Raw genomic sequence first — 16,602 nt, 5'->3', positions numbered from 1 at the left:
CCCTTCCTGCATGGCCGGATGCGTTCAACGCGCGTTCTCCGCCTCTAGCGATGGAGTCTTCCGTGGCCGAATTCATTCGATTTGACTGCATCACCAAATTCTACGGCCCGCTTTGCGTGGTCGAAAATCTCGACCTCGGCATCGAGAAGGGCGAGTTCGTCAGCCTGCTCGGGCCGTCCGGCTCCGGCAAGACGACGCTTCTGATGATGCTTGCCGGTTTCGAGCAGCCGACCTCGGGTAGCATCCTGCTCGATGGCACGGCGATCAACGCGGTCCCCACCCACAAGCGGGACATGGGCGTGGTCTTCCAGAGTTATGCGCTCTTCCCGCACATGTCCGTCGGCGACAACATCGCTTTTCCCTTGCAAATGCGCGGCATCGGCAAGGCGGAGGTTGGCGAGCGGGTCAAGCGCGCGCTCGGCATGGTGCAGATGTCCGCCCTTGTCGACCGGCGTCCTTCGCAGCTCTCCGGCGGCCAGCAGCAGCGCGTGGCGCTCGCGCGTGCGCTTGTCTTCGAGCCGCGCGTCGTCTTGATGGACGAGCCGCTCGGCGCGCTCGACAAGAACCTGCGCGAGCAGATGCAGCTCGATATCCGCGATCTGCACCGCAGGCTTGGCCTGACCATCGTCTTCGTCACGCATGACCAGTCCGAAGCGCTCACCATGTCGGACCGGGTCGCCGTGTTCAACAAGGGCAGGATCGAGCAGATCGGTACGCCGCGGCAGGTCTATGACGAGCCGGCGACGCGCTTCGTCGCCGAATTCATCGGCGAGACCAATCTTGTCGAAGGCGTCGTGGAGGCCGTGCAGGGGCAGGAGGCCACCGTGCGCCTTCCCTCCGGGGCGCAGATCGTATCGGCGGTGTCCGGCACGGTGGCCCGCGGCCAGTCGGTCTTCCTCTCCATCCGCCCGGAACGGGTCGATCTCAGCGAGGCCCGCGGTGAGGCGCGCAATGTGCTGGAAACGGAGGTCACCGACAGCGTCTACCAGGGCGATCACCTGCGCGTGCAGTTGCAGAATGCCAGCCATCCGCTGATCGCCAAGCTCGGCCGCCGGTCGCGCGAGTTTCCGCCGGGCACGAAGGTCTTCGCGGCTTTTTCGGCCGGCGATTGCCGGGTCATCGCGACATGAGTGCAGCTTCCTCCCGAACCGGGCGCTCGCTCATCCTGCTGGCGCCGCTGCTTCTCTTCCTCATCGGCTTCTTCGTCTGGCCGCTGTTCAGCATGATGTCGCAGGCCGTGTCGGATCCCGCCGTGCTCAAGCTTCTGCCGCGCAGCGCCGAGGTTCTGACGGAGTGGGACCGCAAGTCGCCGCCGTCGGCGGCCATGCAGACGGCGCTGATGGAGGACCTGAAAGCCGTCGATGACGACCAGGCGCTGGGCGACATGGTGCGCCGTCTCAACAGCGCCCGCTCCGGCTTCCGCACGCTGATGGGCAAGACGACGGGGGCGCTCGACGACACGGCCAACCCGCCCGCCGACCTCGTCTCCATCGACAAGCGCTGGGAAAAGCCGGAATTCTGGCTGGCGATTGCCGATGCGCTGTCGCCCTATACCGATCGCAACCTGCTTGCCGCCGTCGATTTCGGCCGCAATGCCGCCGGCGAGATCGAGCATCTGCCGGCCGATCAGTCCGTCAATGGCGTGATCCTCGCGCGCACCTTCTGGATCGCCGGGCTCGTCACTTTCTTCTGCGCTCTGATCGGCTTTCCCTATGCCATCATCGCCGCGTCGCTCGATGGCTGGAAGCGTGACCTGATGCTCGGCGCGGTTCTCCTGCCGCTCTGGACCTCGCTTCTGGTGCGCACCGCCGCATGGTTCATCCTGTTGCAGGAAAAAGGCCTGATCAACGATCTGCTTCTGACGCTTGGCATCATCAATTCGCCGCTCGCGCTGATCTTCAACCGCACCGGCGTCATCATCGCCATGACCCATGTGCTCTTGCCCTTCATGGTGCTGCCGATCTATTCCGTGCTGATCACCATCCCGAAGAACCTGATGCCGGCCGCAGCCTCCCTCGGCGCACCGCCGCTACGCGCTTTCCTGCGCGTGCTCCTGCCGCTCAGCCTGCGTGGTGTCGCCTCCGGCGGCCTGCTCGTCTTCATTTCGGCGATCGGCTACTACATCACGCCGGCGCTGATCGGTGGGCCGGGCGACCAGATGATCTCGTCCATCATCGCCTTCTACGCCACCGGCTCCGCCAATTGGGGCATGGCCGGCGCGCTCGGCATGGTGCTGCTCGTCGCGACGCTCGTGCTCTACAGCGTCTATGCGCGGCTCTCCAGCGAAGAACCTGGGAGGCGCTGACCATGCCGATGAAAATCGCCAAGGCCACCTTCGCCACTCTGACGATCCTCTTCCTCGTGGCACCGCTCATCGCCATCCTGCCGCTCGCCTTCACCTCGAGCGTCATCCTCACCTATCCGATCCCTTCCTGGTCGATGCGCTGGTTCGAAGAACTGTTCTTCGCCGATGCCTGGCGGCGCGCCATCGTCAACAGCCTGATCATCGGCACAGGCACGACGCTGCTCGCCACCGTTCTCGGCACGGCGGCGTCGCTCGGCCTGCGCAACCGCCTCATCTTCTTCCGCGGCGCGATACGCACACTGTTCCTGCTGCCGATGGTGGTGCCGGCCGTCGTGCTCGGCGTCGGCATGCAGGTGCTGCTGGCGGGCTTCGGGCTGACGAACAGCTATCTCGGGGTGATCATCGCCCATACGGTCGTTGCCGTGCCCTTCGTGGTGGTCAGCGTCACCGGGGCGCTGGCCGGTATCGACGAGCGGGTGGAGCTTGCGGCGCAGAGCCTCGGTGCGGCGCCGATCACGGTTTTTCGCCGCATCACGCTACCGCTCGCCATGCCCGGCGTGCTCTCGGGCGCCGTGCTGGCCTTCGCCACCTCGCTCGACGAGGTGGTGCTGACCCTCTTCGTCGCTGGACCCAACCAGCGCACGCTGGCGCGGCAGATGTTCTCCTCGATCCGCGAGAATATCAGCCCGGCCATCGCCGCCGCCGCCTTCCTGTTCATCGTTGCGACCGTTGTCATCGGCCTCATCGTCGTCCTGTCTCGCTCGATGATGGCGAAACGGCGTTAAACAACGCGCTTCAGCGTTCGGGCCAGCACCTCATAGATGCGCGGGTCGCCCATATGGGCGACGTTGAAGCGCATGAAATTGCCGGCCGTTTGCGAGACGCTGAAGACATTGCCGGGGGCGAGCACCACGCCCTCGGCGAGGGCGGCCTGCGCAACCTCGCCGGAGTCCAGCCCGTCCGGCAGCCGGCACCACAGATTGAAGCCGCCACGCGGCGAAAGCCACGGTGTTATGCCAAGCCGCGCCAGCCGGTCGGTCGTCTCGCGCCGCGCGCGCACCAACCGACGGCGTACGTCCTCCATATGTTTGCGGTAACCGCCGCCGGCCAGCATATGGGCGATGATCTCGCTGGAAACCGGGCTCGGGCCGCCGAAATTGGTGGCGATCTGCAGATCGACCAGCCCCTCGACCCAGTCCGCCCGCGCCGCGATGTAACCGCAGCGCACGGAGGCCGAGAGCGTCTTTGAGAAGCTCCCGATGCGGATGACGTGATGCAGGCCGTCGAGCGCGGCAAGCCGCGTCGTCGGCTCCGGCTCGAAATCGGCGAAGATATCGTCTTCCACGATGATCGTGTCGTTCGCCGCGGCCGCGTTCAGCAGCCGGTGCGCGACCTGTGGCGAGAGGGTCGCGCCGGTCGGATTGTGCAGCGCTGAATTGGTGATGTAGAGCCGTGGCCGTTCCGTCGAAAGCAGGGCCTCGAACGCCGCCACATCGGGGCCGGCTGTTGTGTAGGGCACGCCGATCACCTTGACCTGATGAGCTTTCAGGAGCGCCTGGAAATTGAAGTAGCAGGGATCGTCGATCAGCACGGTGTCGCCGGGGCGGAGCAGGAAGCGGCAGATGAGGTCGAGCGCCTGCGTGCTCGTATTCGTCAGCATCAGGTGCTCCGGTCCGGCGGCGACGCCTTCTTCCGCGAGACGGCCGAGCAGCAATCTTCGCAGGGCATGGGAGCCGCGCGTATGGCCGTAATAGGCGAGCATGGCGTCATCGGCGCGCGCGAGGCTGCGGATTGCCCGGCGCAGCGCCTCGTTCGGCATCCATTCCGCCGGCAGCCAGCCGCAACCGGGTTTCAGCGTGCCGTCCTCAGCATCGAGCGATTGCCGCGACACCCAGAACGGATCGACCGCGCGTGCCTTCGGCGTTTCGCCTTCCGCAAGCTTCAGTGGCGGCGGGGCGGCATTGGAGACGTAGAAGCCGGAGCCCCGCTGCGGCCGGATCAAGCCCTCCGCCGCCAGCCGGTCATAGGCTTCGACGACCGTCGACGGTGAGACGCCCGCCGTGGCGGCAAGGCCGCGGATCGACGGCAGGCGGTCGCCCGGCGCCAGCGCCCGGCCGGCGATGCGGTTGCGGATGGTGACCATCACCCGTTCGGCGCGGCTTCCCTTTGCGGTTTCGGTCATAGGCCTGCTCAAGTGTATGGCTTTTTAAACTAATACAGTTATTCAATATTGTATTGTTTTGTTTCTGTTACGGCCAGCCCCGCAGGCGTAATTTCCCAGGCGAATGCGAGGTAAACATGAAAACATCCATGGACGGCTGGGGCAGCGGGCTTGCCGGCGTCATCATCTTCAGCGGGTCGCTGCCGGCGACCCGCATCGCGGTGGCGGATTTTTCGCCGCTGTTCCTGACCTCGGCGCGCGCCGTCATCGCCGCGCTGCTGGGGGCGGCGCTGCTCGTGGCGCTGCGCCAGAGCAAGCCTTCCCGCGACAATCTCCTCTCGCTCACCATCGTTGCGCTCGGGGTCGTCGTCGGTTTTCCGTTGCTGACGGCGCTTGCGCTGCAGTACATCACATCGGCGCATTCCATCGTCTTTGTCGGGCTCCTGCCGCTGGCCACCGCCGTCTTCGCTGTGCTGAGGGGCGGGGAGCGGCCCAAGCCGCTGTTCTGGCTGTTCTCCGTCATCGGCAGCGCGACGGTGGTGGGCTTCGCCCTGAATTCCGGCGCGGAGGTCTCCCTGACCGGCGATCTCCTGATGGTCGCGGCCATCATCGCCTGCGGGCTGGGCTATGCCGAGGGCGCGAAACTGTCGCGCACACTGGGCGGCTGGCAGGTCATTTCCTGGGCGCTGATCCTCGCCTTGCCGCTGATGACCGTCATCGCGCTTGCGACGCTGCCGGACAGCTGGGCCAATATTGCCGGCGGCGCCTGGGCGGGCCTGGCCTATGTCTCGGTCTTCAGCATGCTCGTCGGCTTCGTCTTCTGGTATCGCGGGCTGGCACTCGGGGGCATTGCGGCGGTCGGGCAATTGCAGCTGCTCCAGCCCTTCTTCGGCCTGCTGCTCGCCGCCTTCCTGCTGCACGAACGTGTCAGCCCGCTGATGCTGCTCACCACGCTCGCCATCGTCGCCTGCGTTGCCGGCGCGCGGAAATTTGCGCGATAGGCCCCAATCCGCACACAAACGCCGTGCAGGGAATGGAGCGGTGAGGCGAAATCTGCTATGGATATCGTCGGCAGTTCTGGCGGGCGACGATCCTGTCCCCGCAAGCGGCCCGGGAGATGCGGATGACGGTTGATGTGCGGACATCGCGGGAGACGGGCAACCATGCGGCGCCCAAGGCGTTGCGTGTCGGTTTCATCCTGTCGAAAAGTTTTACGCTCTCCGCCTTCGCGCTGTTCGTCGATACGCTGCGGCTTGCCAGCGACAGCGAGGACCGCTCCCGCCGCGTCAATTGCGACTGGGACGTCCTGAGCAGCACGCGCAATTTCATCTCCTCGTCGAGCGGCATCCAGGTCGCGCCGACGGCGCCCTTCGCCGATCCCGCCGCTTTCGACTATATCGCCGTGGTCGGCGGCCTGCTCAAGGTCGATGAACCGATCGACAGCTATGCGCGCGCCTATCTGGCCAAGGTCGCCAAGGCCGGCGTCGGGCTGATCGGCCTCTGTACCGGCAGCTTCGTCCTTGCCGAGGCGGGCCTGCTCAAGGGCCATACGGCTTGCGTGAGCTGGCTGCACCACCGCGAATTCCGTGCGCGCTACCCCGATATCGAAGCGACGTCGGAGCAGATCTTCCGCTTCGACGGCAAGGTCGCCACCTGCGCCGGCGGCAGCAGCGTTGCGGATCTGGCCGCAACGCTCGTGCGCCACCATGTCGGCGAGGCGGCGGAGCGCAACGCGCTGGAAATCCTGCAGATCCGCCACCGGCGCGACGCCACCGACCTCCAGCCGCGCAATCCGCTCGGCCTCGAGGCGCGCGACCGGCGCGTGCATCTCGCCATCATGATGATGGAGCAGCACACGGAAGACCTGTTGTCCATCGACAGCATCGCCACGATGACGGGCGTCTCCCGCCGCCAGCTGGAGCGCCTGTTCGAGAGCGACATGGGCGCCTCGCCGAGCACGATCTATATGAAGATCCGCATGGCCGCCGCCCTCAATATGGTGGTGCGCACCAACAAGCCGCTGATCGAGATCGCGCTCGAAACCGGTTTCGAAAGCCTCTCTCATTTCACCCGCCGTTTCCGCGCGGCCTTCGGCGATACACCCTCGCAGATCCGCCGCGACGGCCGCCGCCAGGCGAGCTGATTTCGCTTCTTTGCGGGAACCAAGACGCCCGCCATCCGTTCGGTCTTCATTCTGACAAGGAGACCGTAATGGCAAGCACTGACGTTCAATCCCAGATTTCCGCCCTTCGCGCCGAAATCGCCACGCTCCAGAAGGATCTTGGCGATCGCGGTACCGAGGCCTACGAGACGATCCGCGACCGCGCCGGCAATGCCGTGGATGCGGCTCGTCCGGCCGTGCGCTCGGCAACGAAATATGTGCGCTCCGAGGGTGCTGCCGTCGCGCAGGCGGCGCGCGAGCATCCGGCCGGTCTTTCGACCGTCGTTCTGGCCGCCGGTCTTGCCGGTGTCGTCCTGGGCTATCTGCTCGGTTCCCTCGAAAGCGAGCCGCCGCGCCGCCAGCGCTGGTTCTGAACACCGAAAAGCCCGGCATTGCCGGGCTTTTTTATGTCGTTCGATTAGGGTGTTCAGCGGTGACGCAGACCAAAAAGGTAGCCGATGAAGGCCGCCCCCGCCAGCGTGGCCAGCGGATTGCTCTGGATGGTCTGGCGCAAATCCTCGCGCAGCGATTCCGCCTTGGCGACGGCAAGCTGGCCGGTGCCTTCGGCAATCAGGCCTGCGGATTCCTTCAGCCGGCTTATCTCCGATTTCAAGGCTTCGATCTGTTCGGTGACCGAGGCTTCCGCTTCGGCGACGCGGACGTCCTCAGAAATGCTGTCTCGCCCTTCGACGACGCCAAGCGTGCGCTTTCCGGTGCTCTTTTCGTCAGCCATGGACATGTCTCCTGGATTGAATGGAATGGCAAAGGGAAGAACTTCCGCCGCGCCACTTGGTTCCCGTCTTTGATTCAAACTGTGATCGTTGCGGCCGGCAAGGGCAATTGACTCTCTGCTTGTTTAAGAACAAAAAGAGAACATATATTCCTCGTCAAGGAGCCGCCCGTCAAATGTCCGCCTTCGCCGCCAGTGCCGTTGTCGCCGATCTGCGCGACCGCATCCGGCAGTTCGACGGCCGCGCTGCGCGCGACCGGGCGGTGCTGCCCTTCGGTGTGCCCGAGATCGACGAGCGCCTGCCGGGCGGCGGGCTGGCGCTGGCCAGCCTGCATGAGGTCTGCGGCGGCGGCAATGATGCCGTCGAGGGGGCGGCCGCCATGCTCTTTGCCGCCGGTATCGCGGCGCGCACCAAGGGGCAGGTGCTGTGGTGCCTGACGCGGCCGGACCTTTTCGCGCCGGCGCTGGCACAGGCGGGGCTGGCACCTGGCCGTGTCATCTATGTCGAAGCGGGCGACGAAAAGAGCCTGCTCCTCTGTTTCGAGGAGGGACTGCGCCATGGCGGGCTCGGCGCCGTCGTGGCGGAGGTCGCGCGCCTGTCGATGACGGCTTCGCGCCGCCTGCAACTGGCGGCGGAGGCCGGCGGCACGCTCGGCCTCGCACTTAGGCGTTTCCGGCATTTGAAGGAAGCGGCAGCCTTTGATCAACCGACGGCCGCCGTGACGCGCTGGCGGGTGTCCGTCCGGCCGTCCCTGGCCCTTCCCGTGCCGGGCATCGGCCGGGCGCAATGGCTGCTGGAGCTGACCCGTTGCCGGGCCGGTGCCGCGGCGGAATTTGACGTGGAGGCAACCGATGGCGAGGGTCGTATCGCTTTTTCTTCCCGGCTGGCCGATCGACCGGCTGCGGCGCTCCCTCGGAGCCGCGGCGCCACCGGCTGACCAGCGGCTCGTTCTCGTCGGCCGTGATGGCGCGCGCCGCGTTCTCACCGCGGTGAGCCGGGTGGCCGAGCAGGCGGGCCTGCGCGTCGGCATGCCGCTTGCCAAGGCCCATGCGCTGGTGCCGGATATTCTCACCTTGCCGGCCGATCCCGCCGCTGATGCTGCGGCCCTCAACCGTCTCTCTCTCTGGGCCTTGCAGCATTATGCCCCCATCGTCGCGCCCGATCCGCCGGATGGGCTCGTCATCGACACGACTGGCGCCGACCATTTGCATGGCGGCGAGGAGCGCATGCTGACCGGTCTCGTCAACCGTCTCGGTGCTTCCGGCATTTTCGCTCGTGCGGCGGTGGCCGATACATGGGGCGCGGCGCATGCCGCCGCCCGATTCCTGGCGGCACCCGTCTGCGTCATCCCGCCGGGCGCGGCCGGCAAGGCCGTGGCGCCCTTGCCGATCCCCGGTCTGCGGATTGCGCCGGAAACCGTGACCGGTCTGCATGTGCTGGGCTTTGCCACGATCGGCGAGGTGCTCGCCGTGCCGCGTGCGCCCCTCGTGCTGCGTTTCGGCGCAGGCCTCGGCCGCCGGCTCGACCAGGTGCAGGGCACGGTTTCCGAGCCCGTTGATCCCCTGCGCGATCCCGAACGCGTCAGCGTGCGCAAGGTTTTCGGCGAACCGATCGGCGCGGCCGAGACCATCGCGCGCTACACGTCTGATCTCGTCGGCGATCTCTGCCGGGCACTGGAAAAACGCGGCCTCGGTGCTCGCCGGCTCGACCTGATCTTTCACCGCGTCGACAACACGCTGCAGGCCATCCGCGTCGGCACGGCCCGCGCCGTGCGCGATGAAAAGCGCCTCGTCCGTCTGCTCTGTGATCGTATCGAGACGATCGATCCGGGTTTCGGCATCGAGATCATGGAACTCACGGCGACGCTCGCCGAACCGCTGGTGCTGCAACAGGCCGTCTCCTCGCTGATCGAGGAAGAACAGGCCGATATCGCCGGCCTGGTCGATGTCATCGCCAACCGCATCGGCGCCCGCCGGCTCTATCGCCTCGCGCCGGTCGAAAGCGACGTGCCGGAACGTTCCATCCACCGCATACCGCCGCTTGCGCCCGATGATGGCGCGACCTGGCCTGGCCGCTGGCCGCGCCCGGCGCGGCTTCTCGCCCGCCCGGAGCCGATCGAGGTCATGGCGCTGATGCCCGACCATCCGCCCGCCTTCTTCACATGGCGTGGCGTGCGCCGGCGTGTGCAGCGCGCCGACGGCCCCGAGCGCATCTTCGGTGAATGGTGGAAGCGCGATGCCGAGCTTGCCGCCGTGCGCGATTATTTCCAGGTGGAGGATGCGGAGGGCGAACGCTTCTGGCTGTTCCGTTCGGGCGAGGAGCAGCAGATCGTCAACGGCATCGGCCGCTGGTTCCTGCACGGGATTTTCGCATGACGCCACGCTACGCCGAACTCCAGGTCACCTCGCATTTCTCTTTCCTCCGCGGCGCTAGCAGCTGCGCGGAGCTGTTTGCTCAGGCAAATGCGCTCGGCATCGAAGCCATGGCCGTCGTCGACCGCAACAGTCTGGCGGGTGTCGTGCAGGCCTATCGCGCGGCGAAGGAAACGGGTGTTCGCCTTGTCGTCGGCTGCCGGCTGGATCTTGTCGATGGCATGTCGCTCATCGTCTACCCGACGGACCGCGAAGCCTATGCCCGACTTTGCCGCCTGCTCACCATCGGCAAGAAAAAAGCCGGCAAGGGAAAATGCCATCTCGACTGGCCGGATGTCGTCGAATGGAGCGAAGGCCTGCTCGCCGTGCTGGTCCCCGACGAGGCCGACGACACCGCGGCCTTCCATCTTCGCCGCCTGTCGGAAGCGTTTGCGGGCCGCTGCTACCTTGCGCTTACGCTCCGCCGCCGCCCGAACGACCAGCTGCGCCTGTTCGATCTCTCCAACCTCGCCGCGCAATACCGGGTGCCCACCGTCGTCACCAACGACGTGCTCTACCACGAACCGGCCCGCCGCCTGTTGCAGGATATCGTCACCTGCATCCGCCACAACGTCGTCATCGACAATGCCGGCTTCCTGCGCGAACGCCACGCCGACCGCTACCTCAAGCCGCCGCAGGAGATGCATCGCCTGTTCGCGCGTTACCCGGAAGCACTTCAGCGCACAATCGATATCGTGGGGCGCTGCAAATTCTCGCTGGACGAATTGCAGTATCAATATCCGGAAGAGCGGGAATACGCGCATCTCACACCGCAAGAGGCGCTGGAAAAATATACATGGGAAGGGGCAACAAAGCGGTATCCCGATGGGGTGCCCGATTCAGTCGTAAAGAAGTTGAATGATGAATTGCAGCTTATCGAAAAAATGCAATATGCGCCTTACTTCCTGACGGTGAATTCCATTGTCCGGTATGCACGCTCGGTCGGTATTCTCTGTCAGGGCAGGGGATCGGCGGCCAACAGTGCAGTATGCTACGTTCTTGGTATCACTGCCATCGACGCAAGGAACAACGGTCTGCTATTTGAGCGGTTCGTATCGGAACAGCGCGGCGAGCCGCCCGATATCGACGTCGATTTCGAGCACGAGCGTCGGGAGGAGGTCATCCAGTGGGTCTATGACACCTATGGGCATGACCGTGCTGCGCTTTGTGCCACGGTCATCCGTTATCGCTCGCGCGGAGCCATGCGGGATATCGGCCGGGCGCTCGGCATGCCTGAGGACGTGCTCAAAGCAATATCTTCCCAGGTGTGGGGCTGGTCGAACGATATTCCGAAGGCTGAGATTAAGGACATCGGTTTGAATGTCGATGACCGGCGCATAAGGCTGCTGGTGGAGTTGTCAAAACAATTGACTGGTGTGCCGCGACATCTCTCTCAGCACCCCGGTGGTTTCGTCCTAACACGCGACCGGCTGGATGATCTCGTGCCGATCGAACCCGCAGCCATGGATGCCCGGCAGGTCATCGAATGGGACAAAGACGATGTCGAGTTCCTGGAGTTCATGAAGGTGGACGTTCTCGCTCTTGGCATGCTTTCCTGCATGCGACGGGCATTCGAATATTTGAAAAATCTCAAGGGGATCAGCAAGGAGCTCTGGAATATCGAATTGGATGACAAGCCGACATACGAGATGATCTCCAAGGCGGATACGCTCGGCACGTTCCAGATCGAAAGCCGGGCGCAGATGTCCATGCTGCCGCGCCTCAAGCCCAAGGAGTTTTACGACATCGTCATCCAGGTGGCGATCGTTCGGCCTGGACCGATTCAAGGCGATATGGTGCACCCCTATTTGCGTCGCAGGCAGGGTCTGGAGGTGCCAGACTATCCAGATGATGAAAAACTCAAGGCTGTTTTGAGGAAGACTCTCGGAATTCCCTTGTTCCAAGAGCAGGCTATGCAGGTCGCCATCGTCGGGGCGGGGTTTACGGCAGGAAAGGCGGACCAGTTGCGCCGTGCTATGGCAACCTTCAAGCAGACCGGAGGCGTCGACAAATTTCGAGAGGAACTGATCGCCGGGATGACGAAAAAAGGCTATTCGAAAGAATTCGCCGAACGTATGTGCAAGCAACTTGAAGGCTTCGGTTCTTACGGCTTCCCGGAAAGCCATGCCTATAGTTTTGCCATCATTGCCTATGCCTCGGCCTGGATGAAACGCCACCATCCGGAAATCTTCTGTGCAGCCTTGCTCAATTCCCAGCCGATGGGTTTTTATGCTCCTGCGCAGATTGTCCGTGATGCACAGGAGCACGGCGTTGAAATGCGCCCTGTCTGCGTCAACGAAAGCCGATGGGACTGCACACTGGAGCCTATGGGCGAGGCTGGGCGCTTTGCCGTGCGGCTAGGCCTTTGCATGGTCAAGGGATTGAACAGCAAAAACTTGGAACGATTCTTTGCCGAACGATCCGAGAGCCTTTTCGTTTCGGTGGACGATCTCTGGCGGCGTTCCGAACTGCCGGCTGCGACACTCGTTGAATTCGCTGAGGCCGATGCGTTCCGACCGTCGCTTGGCCTGGTCCGCCGTGAAGCGCTCTGGGCGATCCGCGCGTTGCGCGATGAGCCGCTGCCGCTTTTTACGGCGGCTGCAAGGCGGGAAGAGGCAGTGATCGCGGAACTGGACGAACCCGCCGTTGCATTGCGCCCCATGACGGCCGGCAACGAGGTGGTGGAGGATTATGGTCATGTCGGCCTGACGCTGCGCGCCCATCCCGTCAGTTTCCTGCGGCAAGATTTGCAGCGGCAAGGGATATTGTCATGTCAGGTCGCAACGAATCTTCAGGATCGCCAGCCTGTCGAATTGGCGGGTCTGGTGCTCGTGCGCCAGCGCCCGGGTTCGGCTAAGGGTGTCATCTTCGTGACGATCGAGGATGAGACGGGCATTGCCAATCTCGTTGTCTGGAAGAAGGTCTTTATGGCGTACCGCGCGGTCGTCATGGGAGCGTCCATGCTGGGTATCAAGGGCTACATCCAACGCGAAGGGGCAGTAGTGCATGTCGTGGTGCAACAACTAACGGATCTCTCCGGGCTGCTCGCCAGTGTCGGCCGTCGTGATACGCCTTTTCCTCTGCCGCATGGGCGGGGCGACGAGTTCCACCATGGCAGCCCGCCACACGATCCGCGCGGTGCGCCAAAACTTGGAAAGGCACGCAATCTCGTCGATGGCTATGGCCATATCGACGAGATCCGCGTCAAATCCCGCGATTTCCACTGACCCTACATGAAATCGCGTGGGATCACCTTTTCGAAGGATTTCTCGAAGATCTGCTCTTCACCCTCGAAGGCGCGGACAGTCGCGGAGATCAGCCAGTCGGTCGCGGTGCAGGCAATGGTCGCCGTCGAGACCGTGCGCACGAACCAGCCGGGGCGCTGCATGTCGCAGGTCCAGACGGAGGTGCCGGTCATCGAGAGCGGATCGTTTTCGGCAATCGACCAAAGCTCGTCGCGTACCTGCCGGGTCGCAAGGCCCGTGCCGGGATGCTCGTAGAGGCCGGTATCTTCGTAGATTGTGTATTCGGTGAGACCGTTCGTCAGGTCGCGCTCCACACCCCGCGCCGTCTCGCCGGGGGCAAGCTCGGTGTATTTCGGTAGGGGATCGGGGTTCTGCGGCTCGGGGATGGCGATGACCTGATGGGCACCGAGCTTCGGCAGGGCAAGGCCGAGCGAGGCGAGATCGATCGTCACGCCGGCATCGACCGGCGGCGGCAACACCATTGGCCAATAGGCGGTCGAGAGCGACAGGCGGATTCGGTGGCCGGGGCGGAAACGATAGCCCATCGCATCGAGCACGAGGCGGATGCGGACCTTCTGCCCCTTCGGCATGGCTTTGGGTTCGGCATTGCCGTCGCGATGGGCGAGGTTGACGACGCCGAAAGTGACGCGCGTCGCTGTGCCGTCGGGATGGATGTCGACGATACGGGCGCAGAGATTGCCGATCTCGGCCTCGGTCGATACGTCGAGTTCCAGCACGGGCTGGCCGAGGAAATCCTGCGCTTGCGCGAGCGGCGCGGTCTCGATCACCAGCGAGCCGGCATCGTCGAGGCGCTGGTCGAGCGCCATTTCGGCATCCGGCTTCAGCGTGAACCATTCGCCGGCCATGATGCCGGTGTCGAGCGGCGATTTCAGGTAACGATCATGACCTGAAGCGCCGGCAATCGGCATGCCGGGGGCGAGCGTGCCATATTGCTCGACATAGAAGGTCGCCATGTCGGGTGCCTCCCAGCGGTCCTTCGCCGCCCAGAAGCCGGGATCGAACTCACGACGCAGCGCCGGGCGGGCGGCATCCTGGATATAGGCGCGCACCTGCGGCGTGTTCTCCGCGCCGTTCTCCTCGCCGCGCAGCCAATGGTTCCAGAAGGCGATGGCCTCGGCGTGGAAATCCGTGCGCGGCTTCGGCCAGGCGAAATGCGGGTATTTGTGGACCCAGGGGCCGATCAATGCCTTCGCCTTGTCGCCAAGACCTTCGACGGCCTTCAGCGGCGTGCTGCGATAGCCGTCCGCCCAGCCGGCAATGACGAGCGCCGGAACGGGGAAGCCCGAAAAGTCCTCGCAAATCGAGCCGTGCCGCCAGAACGCATCGCGGCGCTGATGCTGTAGCCAGGTCTCCAGGAAGAAGGGCTCTTTTTCCAGCCGCTCGAGCCACATCGCCTTCCAGCGGTCGCCGACGATGTCAGGGTCCGGCGAGCGGGATTGGTAGGCGAGCATGGTCGCGGCCCAGGAGAGCTGGGCGGAGAGATGCGTGCCGTTCTTGTAATGGATGTCGTCGTTGTAGCGGTCGACGGTGGAGGCGATGGAAATGACGGCCTTCAGTGCCGGTGGCTTGAGGCTTGCGACCTGCAGGCAGTTGAAGCCGCCCCAGGAGATGCCCATCATGCCGACCGCGCCGTTCGACCAGGGTTGCGCGGCGATCCAGGCGATGAGTTCGCAGGCATTGGCCAGTTCCAGCGGCGTGTATTCGCCGTCGATGACGCCGTCGGATTCGCCCGAGCCCCTGATATCGACGCGCACGCCGGCAATGCCCGCCGCGGCGAAGACGGGATAGGTCGATTCATCGCGCGGGCTCGTTCCATCACGCTTGCGATAGGGCAGGAATTCGAAGACGGCGGGCACGGGATCGTTTTGTGCGCCCTCGGGCATCCAGATGCGGGCGGCGAGCCGTGTGCCGTCGGCGAGCGTGATCCATTCGTTTTCGATGGTGGTGAAGGCGCGAGATGTCATGAGCAATCCTCTTCTGCGCTCTTTATGGAGCGCGCCCCGGAGGCGGGCAATACGATGGTTTTGACCTTCCGTGTCGCTTTTCGCGTTCGGCTTGTCGGCGCTGCAAAACTCGCCTACGAAAATGGCAGCGAGGGAGGGCGCCATGCAGGAAGACCATATAGCTTCGGACGGACGGCTGGACGACCCGCAGCGCGCCTATAAGATCCTGATCGCCGATCTCGTCGGCCTGCGCTTCGACGCGGCGGGCAAGCCCGATCCGAGCGAGGTGCGCGCGCATATCGAGGCCAAGGGCGGCACCTTTCATGACGGCGCCTATCAGCGCGAGACCCTGCCGCCGGGCCTGCATTTCTTCTACCAGCCGGATCTGAGCGCCGAGGCCGAGATCATCGCCCAGACGGCGGACGGTCGCTACGACGCGCTGATCGCGGCGGCGACCTTCATTCCCAAGCAGGCGATCTTTCCGCTCGGCGGCGTGCGCATCGGCGCGGGCACCGGCAATATGGGCTCGGCCTCCTGGGGCGGCGGCAATGGCGAGGGTGGCCCTGCCCCCTTGATGAATACGCCCGGCATCAACAGCCGCGCCACGGCGCAGATGGTGATGAAGGCGATCTTGAAGGTGACACCGGACCTACCGGTCGAGCAGCTACATGCGCGCGTCGTGACGGGCGATTTCGATACTGGCCGCGACCTCAAATCCTATCCGACCGCCAAGCTCGAGGGGCGCCGTATGGCGGTGCTCGGCTATGGCAATATCGGCCGCGAGGTGGCCCGTCTCGCCCAGGCCTTCGGCATGCTTGTAACCATCTATGCCCGGCCGAAGCATAGGCAGTGGATCGAGGCCGAGGGGTTTGGCTACGCGGCTTCGCCGGTGCAGGCGGCCGAGGGGGCGGATGTGCTTTCCGTGCATGTCGGCCTCGGCCGGCTCGATGAAGCGACGCGGGCCTATGCCAATGCCGGCATTGTCGGCGAGGCGGTGATGGCGGCGATGAACCGTGGCGCCGTCATCGTGAATTACGACCGCGGCGAGGTGGTGGATACGGCGGCCCTCGACCGCGCGCTCGCCTCGGGGCAGGTACGCCATGCGGCCATCGATGCCGATCTCTTCAAGAACGCGACGAGCGGGGCGCTGAGCGGCCCGATGCTGCCCTATCTCAAACTCGCCGAGCGCCATCCGGAAAAGCTTGAACTGTTGCCCCATGCCGCCGCCGATACGGATCATCCCTCGCGTGTCGCTGGCGCCTGCCAGGCGGTGGACCAGATCATCGATGTCATCCGCTTCCGGCGGGTGACGAACCTGAAGGGCGATCTTCCCGAGGGCTATGTCGATGCCGGGGCGAAGGTGCCGCATGGCATCGGGCGCGTTACCACGGCAACGCTCGCGGCGGCGGCAGTCGATCCGCGTTTCGCCGAGCTTAACGGCATTTCCCGCGAGATCGCCGATACGTTCGAGGCGATCGTCGAGGCGGTGGACGAGGGCATGACGCACCAGCCGGCGCATGGCGACGTCGCCTCGTTGACCCATCTCCTGCTGCGCCAGCGCCGGCTTCTCGAAGCGCTGGGGCTGGATGGGCCGGCGGAGGCCTGAGGAACTTTCGTCCTGCCC

Annotated in this window: 12 protein-coding genes and 1 pseudogene; 10 read left to right on the top strand and 3 right to left on the bottom strand. The window is 64.7% G+C overall.

Features of this window, described 5'->3' with window-relative positions; translation table 11 throughout:
- Nucleotides 1-50: 50 nt before the first annotated feature.
- Genes ACOZK4_RS13570 through ACOZK4_RS13560 form a run of 3 tightly spaced genes read left to right on the top strand, consistent with a single transcriptional unit; the run spans nt 51 to nt 3,090 of the window.
- Nucleotides 51-1,130, top strand: a complete 1,080-nt coding sequence (locus ACOZK4_RS13570; RefSeq protein ID WP_421592407.1) for an ABC transporter ATP-binding protein — start codon at nt 51-53, stop codon at nt 1,128-1,130.
- The gene (locus tag ACOZK4_RS13565; protein WP_313531308.1) at nt 1,127-2,305 is read left to right on the top strand and encodes an ABC transporter permease; all 1,179 of its coding nucleotides are present in this window, start codon (nt 1,127-1,129) and stop codon (nt 2,303-2,305) included. Before ACOZK4_RS13570 ends, ACOZK4_RS13565 begins: the two co-directional genes overlap by 4 nt.
- A gap of 2 nt (nt 2,306-2,307) precedes the next feature.
- Nucleotides 2,308-3,090: an ABC transporter permease gene (locus ACOZK4_RS13560; protein ID WP_421592329.1), complete on the top strand. Its 783-nt coding sequence runs from the start codon at nt 2,308-2,310 to the stop codon at nt 3,088-3,090.
- Here the strand turns inward: ACOZK4_RS13560 and ACOZK4_RS13555 are convergent.
- Nucleotides 3,087-4,487 (bottom strand): PLP-dependent aminotransferase family protein, encoded by a 1,401-nt coding sequence (locus tag ACOZK4_RS13555; RefSeq protein ID WP_421592328.1) that lies wholly within the window; start codon nt 4,485-4,487, stop codon nt 3,087-3,089. The genes ACOZK4_RS13560 and ACOZK4_RS13555 overlap by 4 nt on opposite strands.
- A gap of 116 nt (nt 4,488-4,603) precedes the next feature.
- On the opposite strand from ACOZK4_RS13555, the gene ACOZK4_RS13550 reads away from it, so the two are divergent.
- From ACOZK4_RS13550 to ACOZK4_RS13540, 3 genes are all read left to right on the top strand, one after another.
- Entirely contained in the window at nt 4,604-5,467 is an 864-nt protein-coding gene (locus tag ACOZK4_RS13550) for a DMT family transporter (RefSeq protein WP_421592327.1), read from the top strand.
- 122 nt (nt 5,468-5,589) lie between these two features.
- Nucleotides 5,590-6,609, top strand: coding sequence for a GlxA family transcriptional regulator (locus tag ACOZK4_RS13545; RefSeq protein WP_421592326.1), 1,020 nt, complete (start codon nt 5,590-5,592; stop codon nt 6,607-6,609).
- A gap of 68 nt (nt 6,610-6,677) precedes the next feature.
- Complete coding sequence (locus ACOZK4_RS13540) at nt 6,678-7,001, top strand: hypothetical protein (protein WP_313532817.1); 324 nt, start codon at nt 6,678-6,680, stop codon at nt 6,999-7,001.
- Between the two features lie 53 nt (nt 7,002-7,054).
- Here the strand turns inward: ACOZK4_RS13540 and ACOZK4_RS13535 are convergent, their stop codons facing one another.
- Nucleotides 7,055-7,360, bottom strand: a complete 306-nt coding sequence (locus ACOZK4_RS13535) for a hypothetical protein (RefSeq protein WP_313532818.1) — start codon at nt 7,358-7,360, stop codon at nt 7,055-7,057.
- Nucleotides 7,361-7,533: 173 nt separating this feature from the next.
- Between ACOZK4_RS13535 and ACOZK4_RS13530 the strand changes: the two genes are divergently transcribed.
- Genes ACOZK4_RS13530 through ACOZK4_RS13520 form a run of 3 tightly spaced genes read left to right on the top strand, consistent with a single transcriptional unit; the run spans nt 7,534 to nt 12,996 of the window.
- Entirely contained in the window at nt 7,534-8,295 is a 762-nt protein-coding gene (locus ACOZK4_RS13530) for an ImuA family protein (protein WP_421592325.1), read from the top strand.
- A complete protein-coding gene (locus tag ACOZK4_RS13525) occupies nt 8,210-9,733 on the top strand; it encodes a DUF6504 family protein (RefSeq protein WP_421592324.1) in 1,524 nt (507 codons plus the stop codon). The genes ACOZK4_RS13530 and ACOZK4_RS13525 overlap by 86 nt, the downstream gene beginning before the upstream one ends.
- Nucleotides 9,730-12,996 (top strand): error-prone DNA polymerase, encoded by a 3,267-nt coding sequence (locus ACOZK4_RS13520; RefSeq protein WP_421592323.1) that lies wholly within the window; start codon nt 9,730-9,732, stop codon nt 12,994-12,996. The genes ACOZK4_RS13525 and ACOZK4_RS13520 overlap by 4 nt, the downstream gene beginning before the upstream one ends.
- Nucleotides 12,997-12,998: 2 nt before the next feature.
- On the opposite strand, the gene ACOZK4_RS13515 is transcribed toward ACOZK4_RS13520, so the two are convergent.
- A complete protein-coding gene (locus ACOZK4_RS13515) occupies nt 12,999-14,999 on the bottom strand; it encodes a CocE/NonD family hydrolase (RefSeq protein WP_421592322.1) in 2,001 nt (666 codons plus the stop codon).
- 166 nt (nt 15,000-15,165) lie between these two features.
- On the opposite strand from ACOZK4_RS13515, the pseudogene ACOZK4_RS13510 reads away from it, so the two are divergent.
- Nucleotides 15,166-16,584, top strand: a pseudogene (locus ACOZK4_RS13510) (NAD(P)-dependent oxidoreductase); the annotation flags it as partial.
- Nucleotides 16,585-16,602: the final 18 nt, after the last annotated feature.

The sequence above is a fragment of the Shinella sp. M27 genome (assembly GCF_049199905.1).
GTDB lineage: Bacteria > Pseudomonadota > Alphaproteobacteria > Rhizobiales > Rhizobiaceae > Shinella.
This window is presented reverse-complemented; position numbering and strand designations above follow the sequence as displayed.

Coding starts and splice junctions, on each gene's coding strand:
- ACOZK4_RS13545 (WP_421592326.1), top strand. CDS start 5,590: ATGACGGTTGATGTGCGGACATCGCGGGAGACGGGCAACCATGCGGCG.
- ACOZK4_RS13555 (WP_421592328.1), bottom strand. CDS start 4,487: ATGACCGAAACCGCAAAGGGAAGCCGCGCCGAACGGGTGATGGTCACC.
- ACOZK4_RS13570 (WP_421592407.1), top strand. CDS start 51: ATGGAGTCTTCCGTGGCCGAATTCATTCGATTTGACTGCATCACCAAA.
- ACOZK4_RS13565 (WP_313531308.1), top strand. CDS start 1,127: ATGAGTGCAGCTTCCTCCCGAACCGGGCGCTCGCTCATCCTGCTGGCG.
- ACOZK4_RS13515 (WP_421592322.1), bottom strand. CDS start 14,999: ATGACATCTCGCGCCTTCACCACCATCGAAAACGAATGGATCACGCTC.
- ACOZK4_RS13560 (WP_421592329.1), top strand. CDS start 2,308: ATGCCGATGAAAATCGCCAAGGCCACCTTCGCCACTCTGACGATCCTC.
- ACOZK4_RS13525 (WP_421592324.1), top strand. CDS start 8,210: ATGGCGAGGGTCGTATCGCTTTTTCTTCCCGGCTGGCCGATCGACCGG.
- ACOZK4_RS13530 (WP_421592325.1), top strand. CDS start 7,534: ATGTCCGCCTTCGCCGCCAGTGCCGTTGTCGCCGATCTGCGCGACCGC.
- ACOZK4_RS13535 (WP_313532818.1), bottom strand. CDS start 7,360: ATGGCTGACGAAAAGAGCACCGGAAAGCGCACGCTTGGCGTCGTCGAA.
- ACOZK4_RS13540 (WP_313532817.1), top strand. CDS start 6,678: ATGGCAAGCACTGACGTTCAATCCCAGATTTCCGCCCTTCGCGCCGAA.
- ACOZK4_RS13520 (WP_421592323.1), top strand. CDS start 9,730: ATGACGCCACGCTACGCCGAACTCCAGGTCACCTCGCATTTCTCTTTC.
- ACOZK4_RS13550 (WP_421592327.1), top strand. CDS start 4,604: ATGAAAACATCCATGGACGGCTGGGGCAGCGGGCTTGCCGGCGTCATC.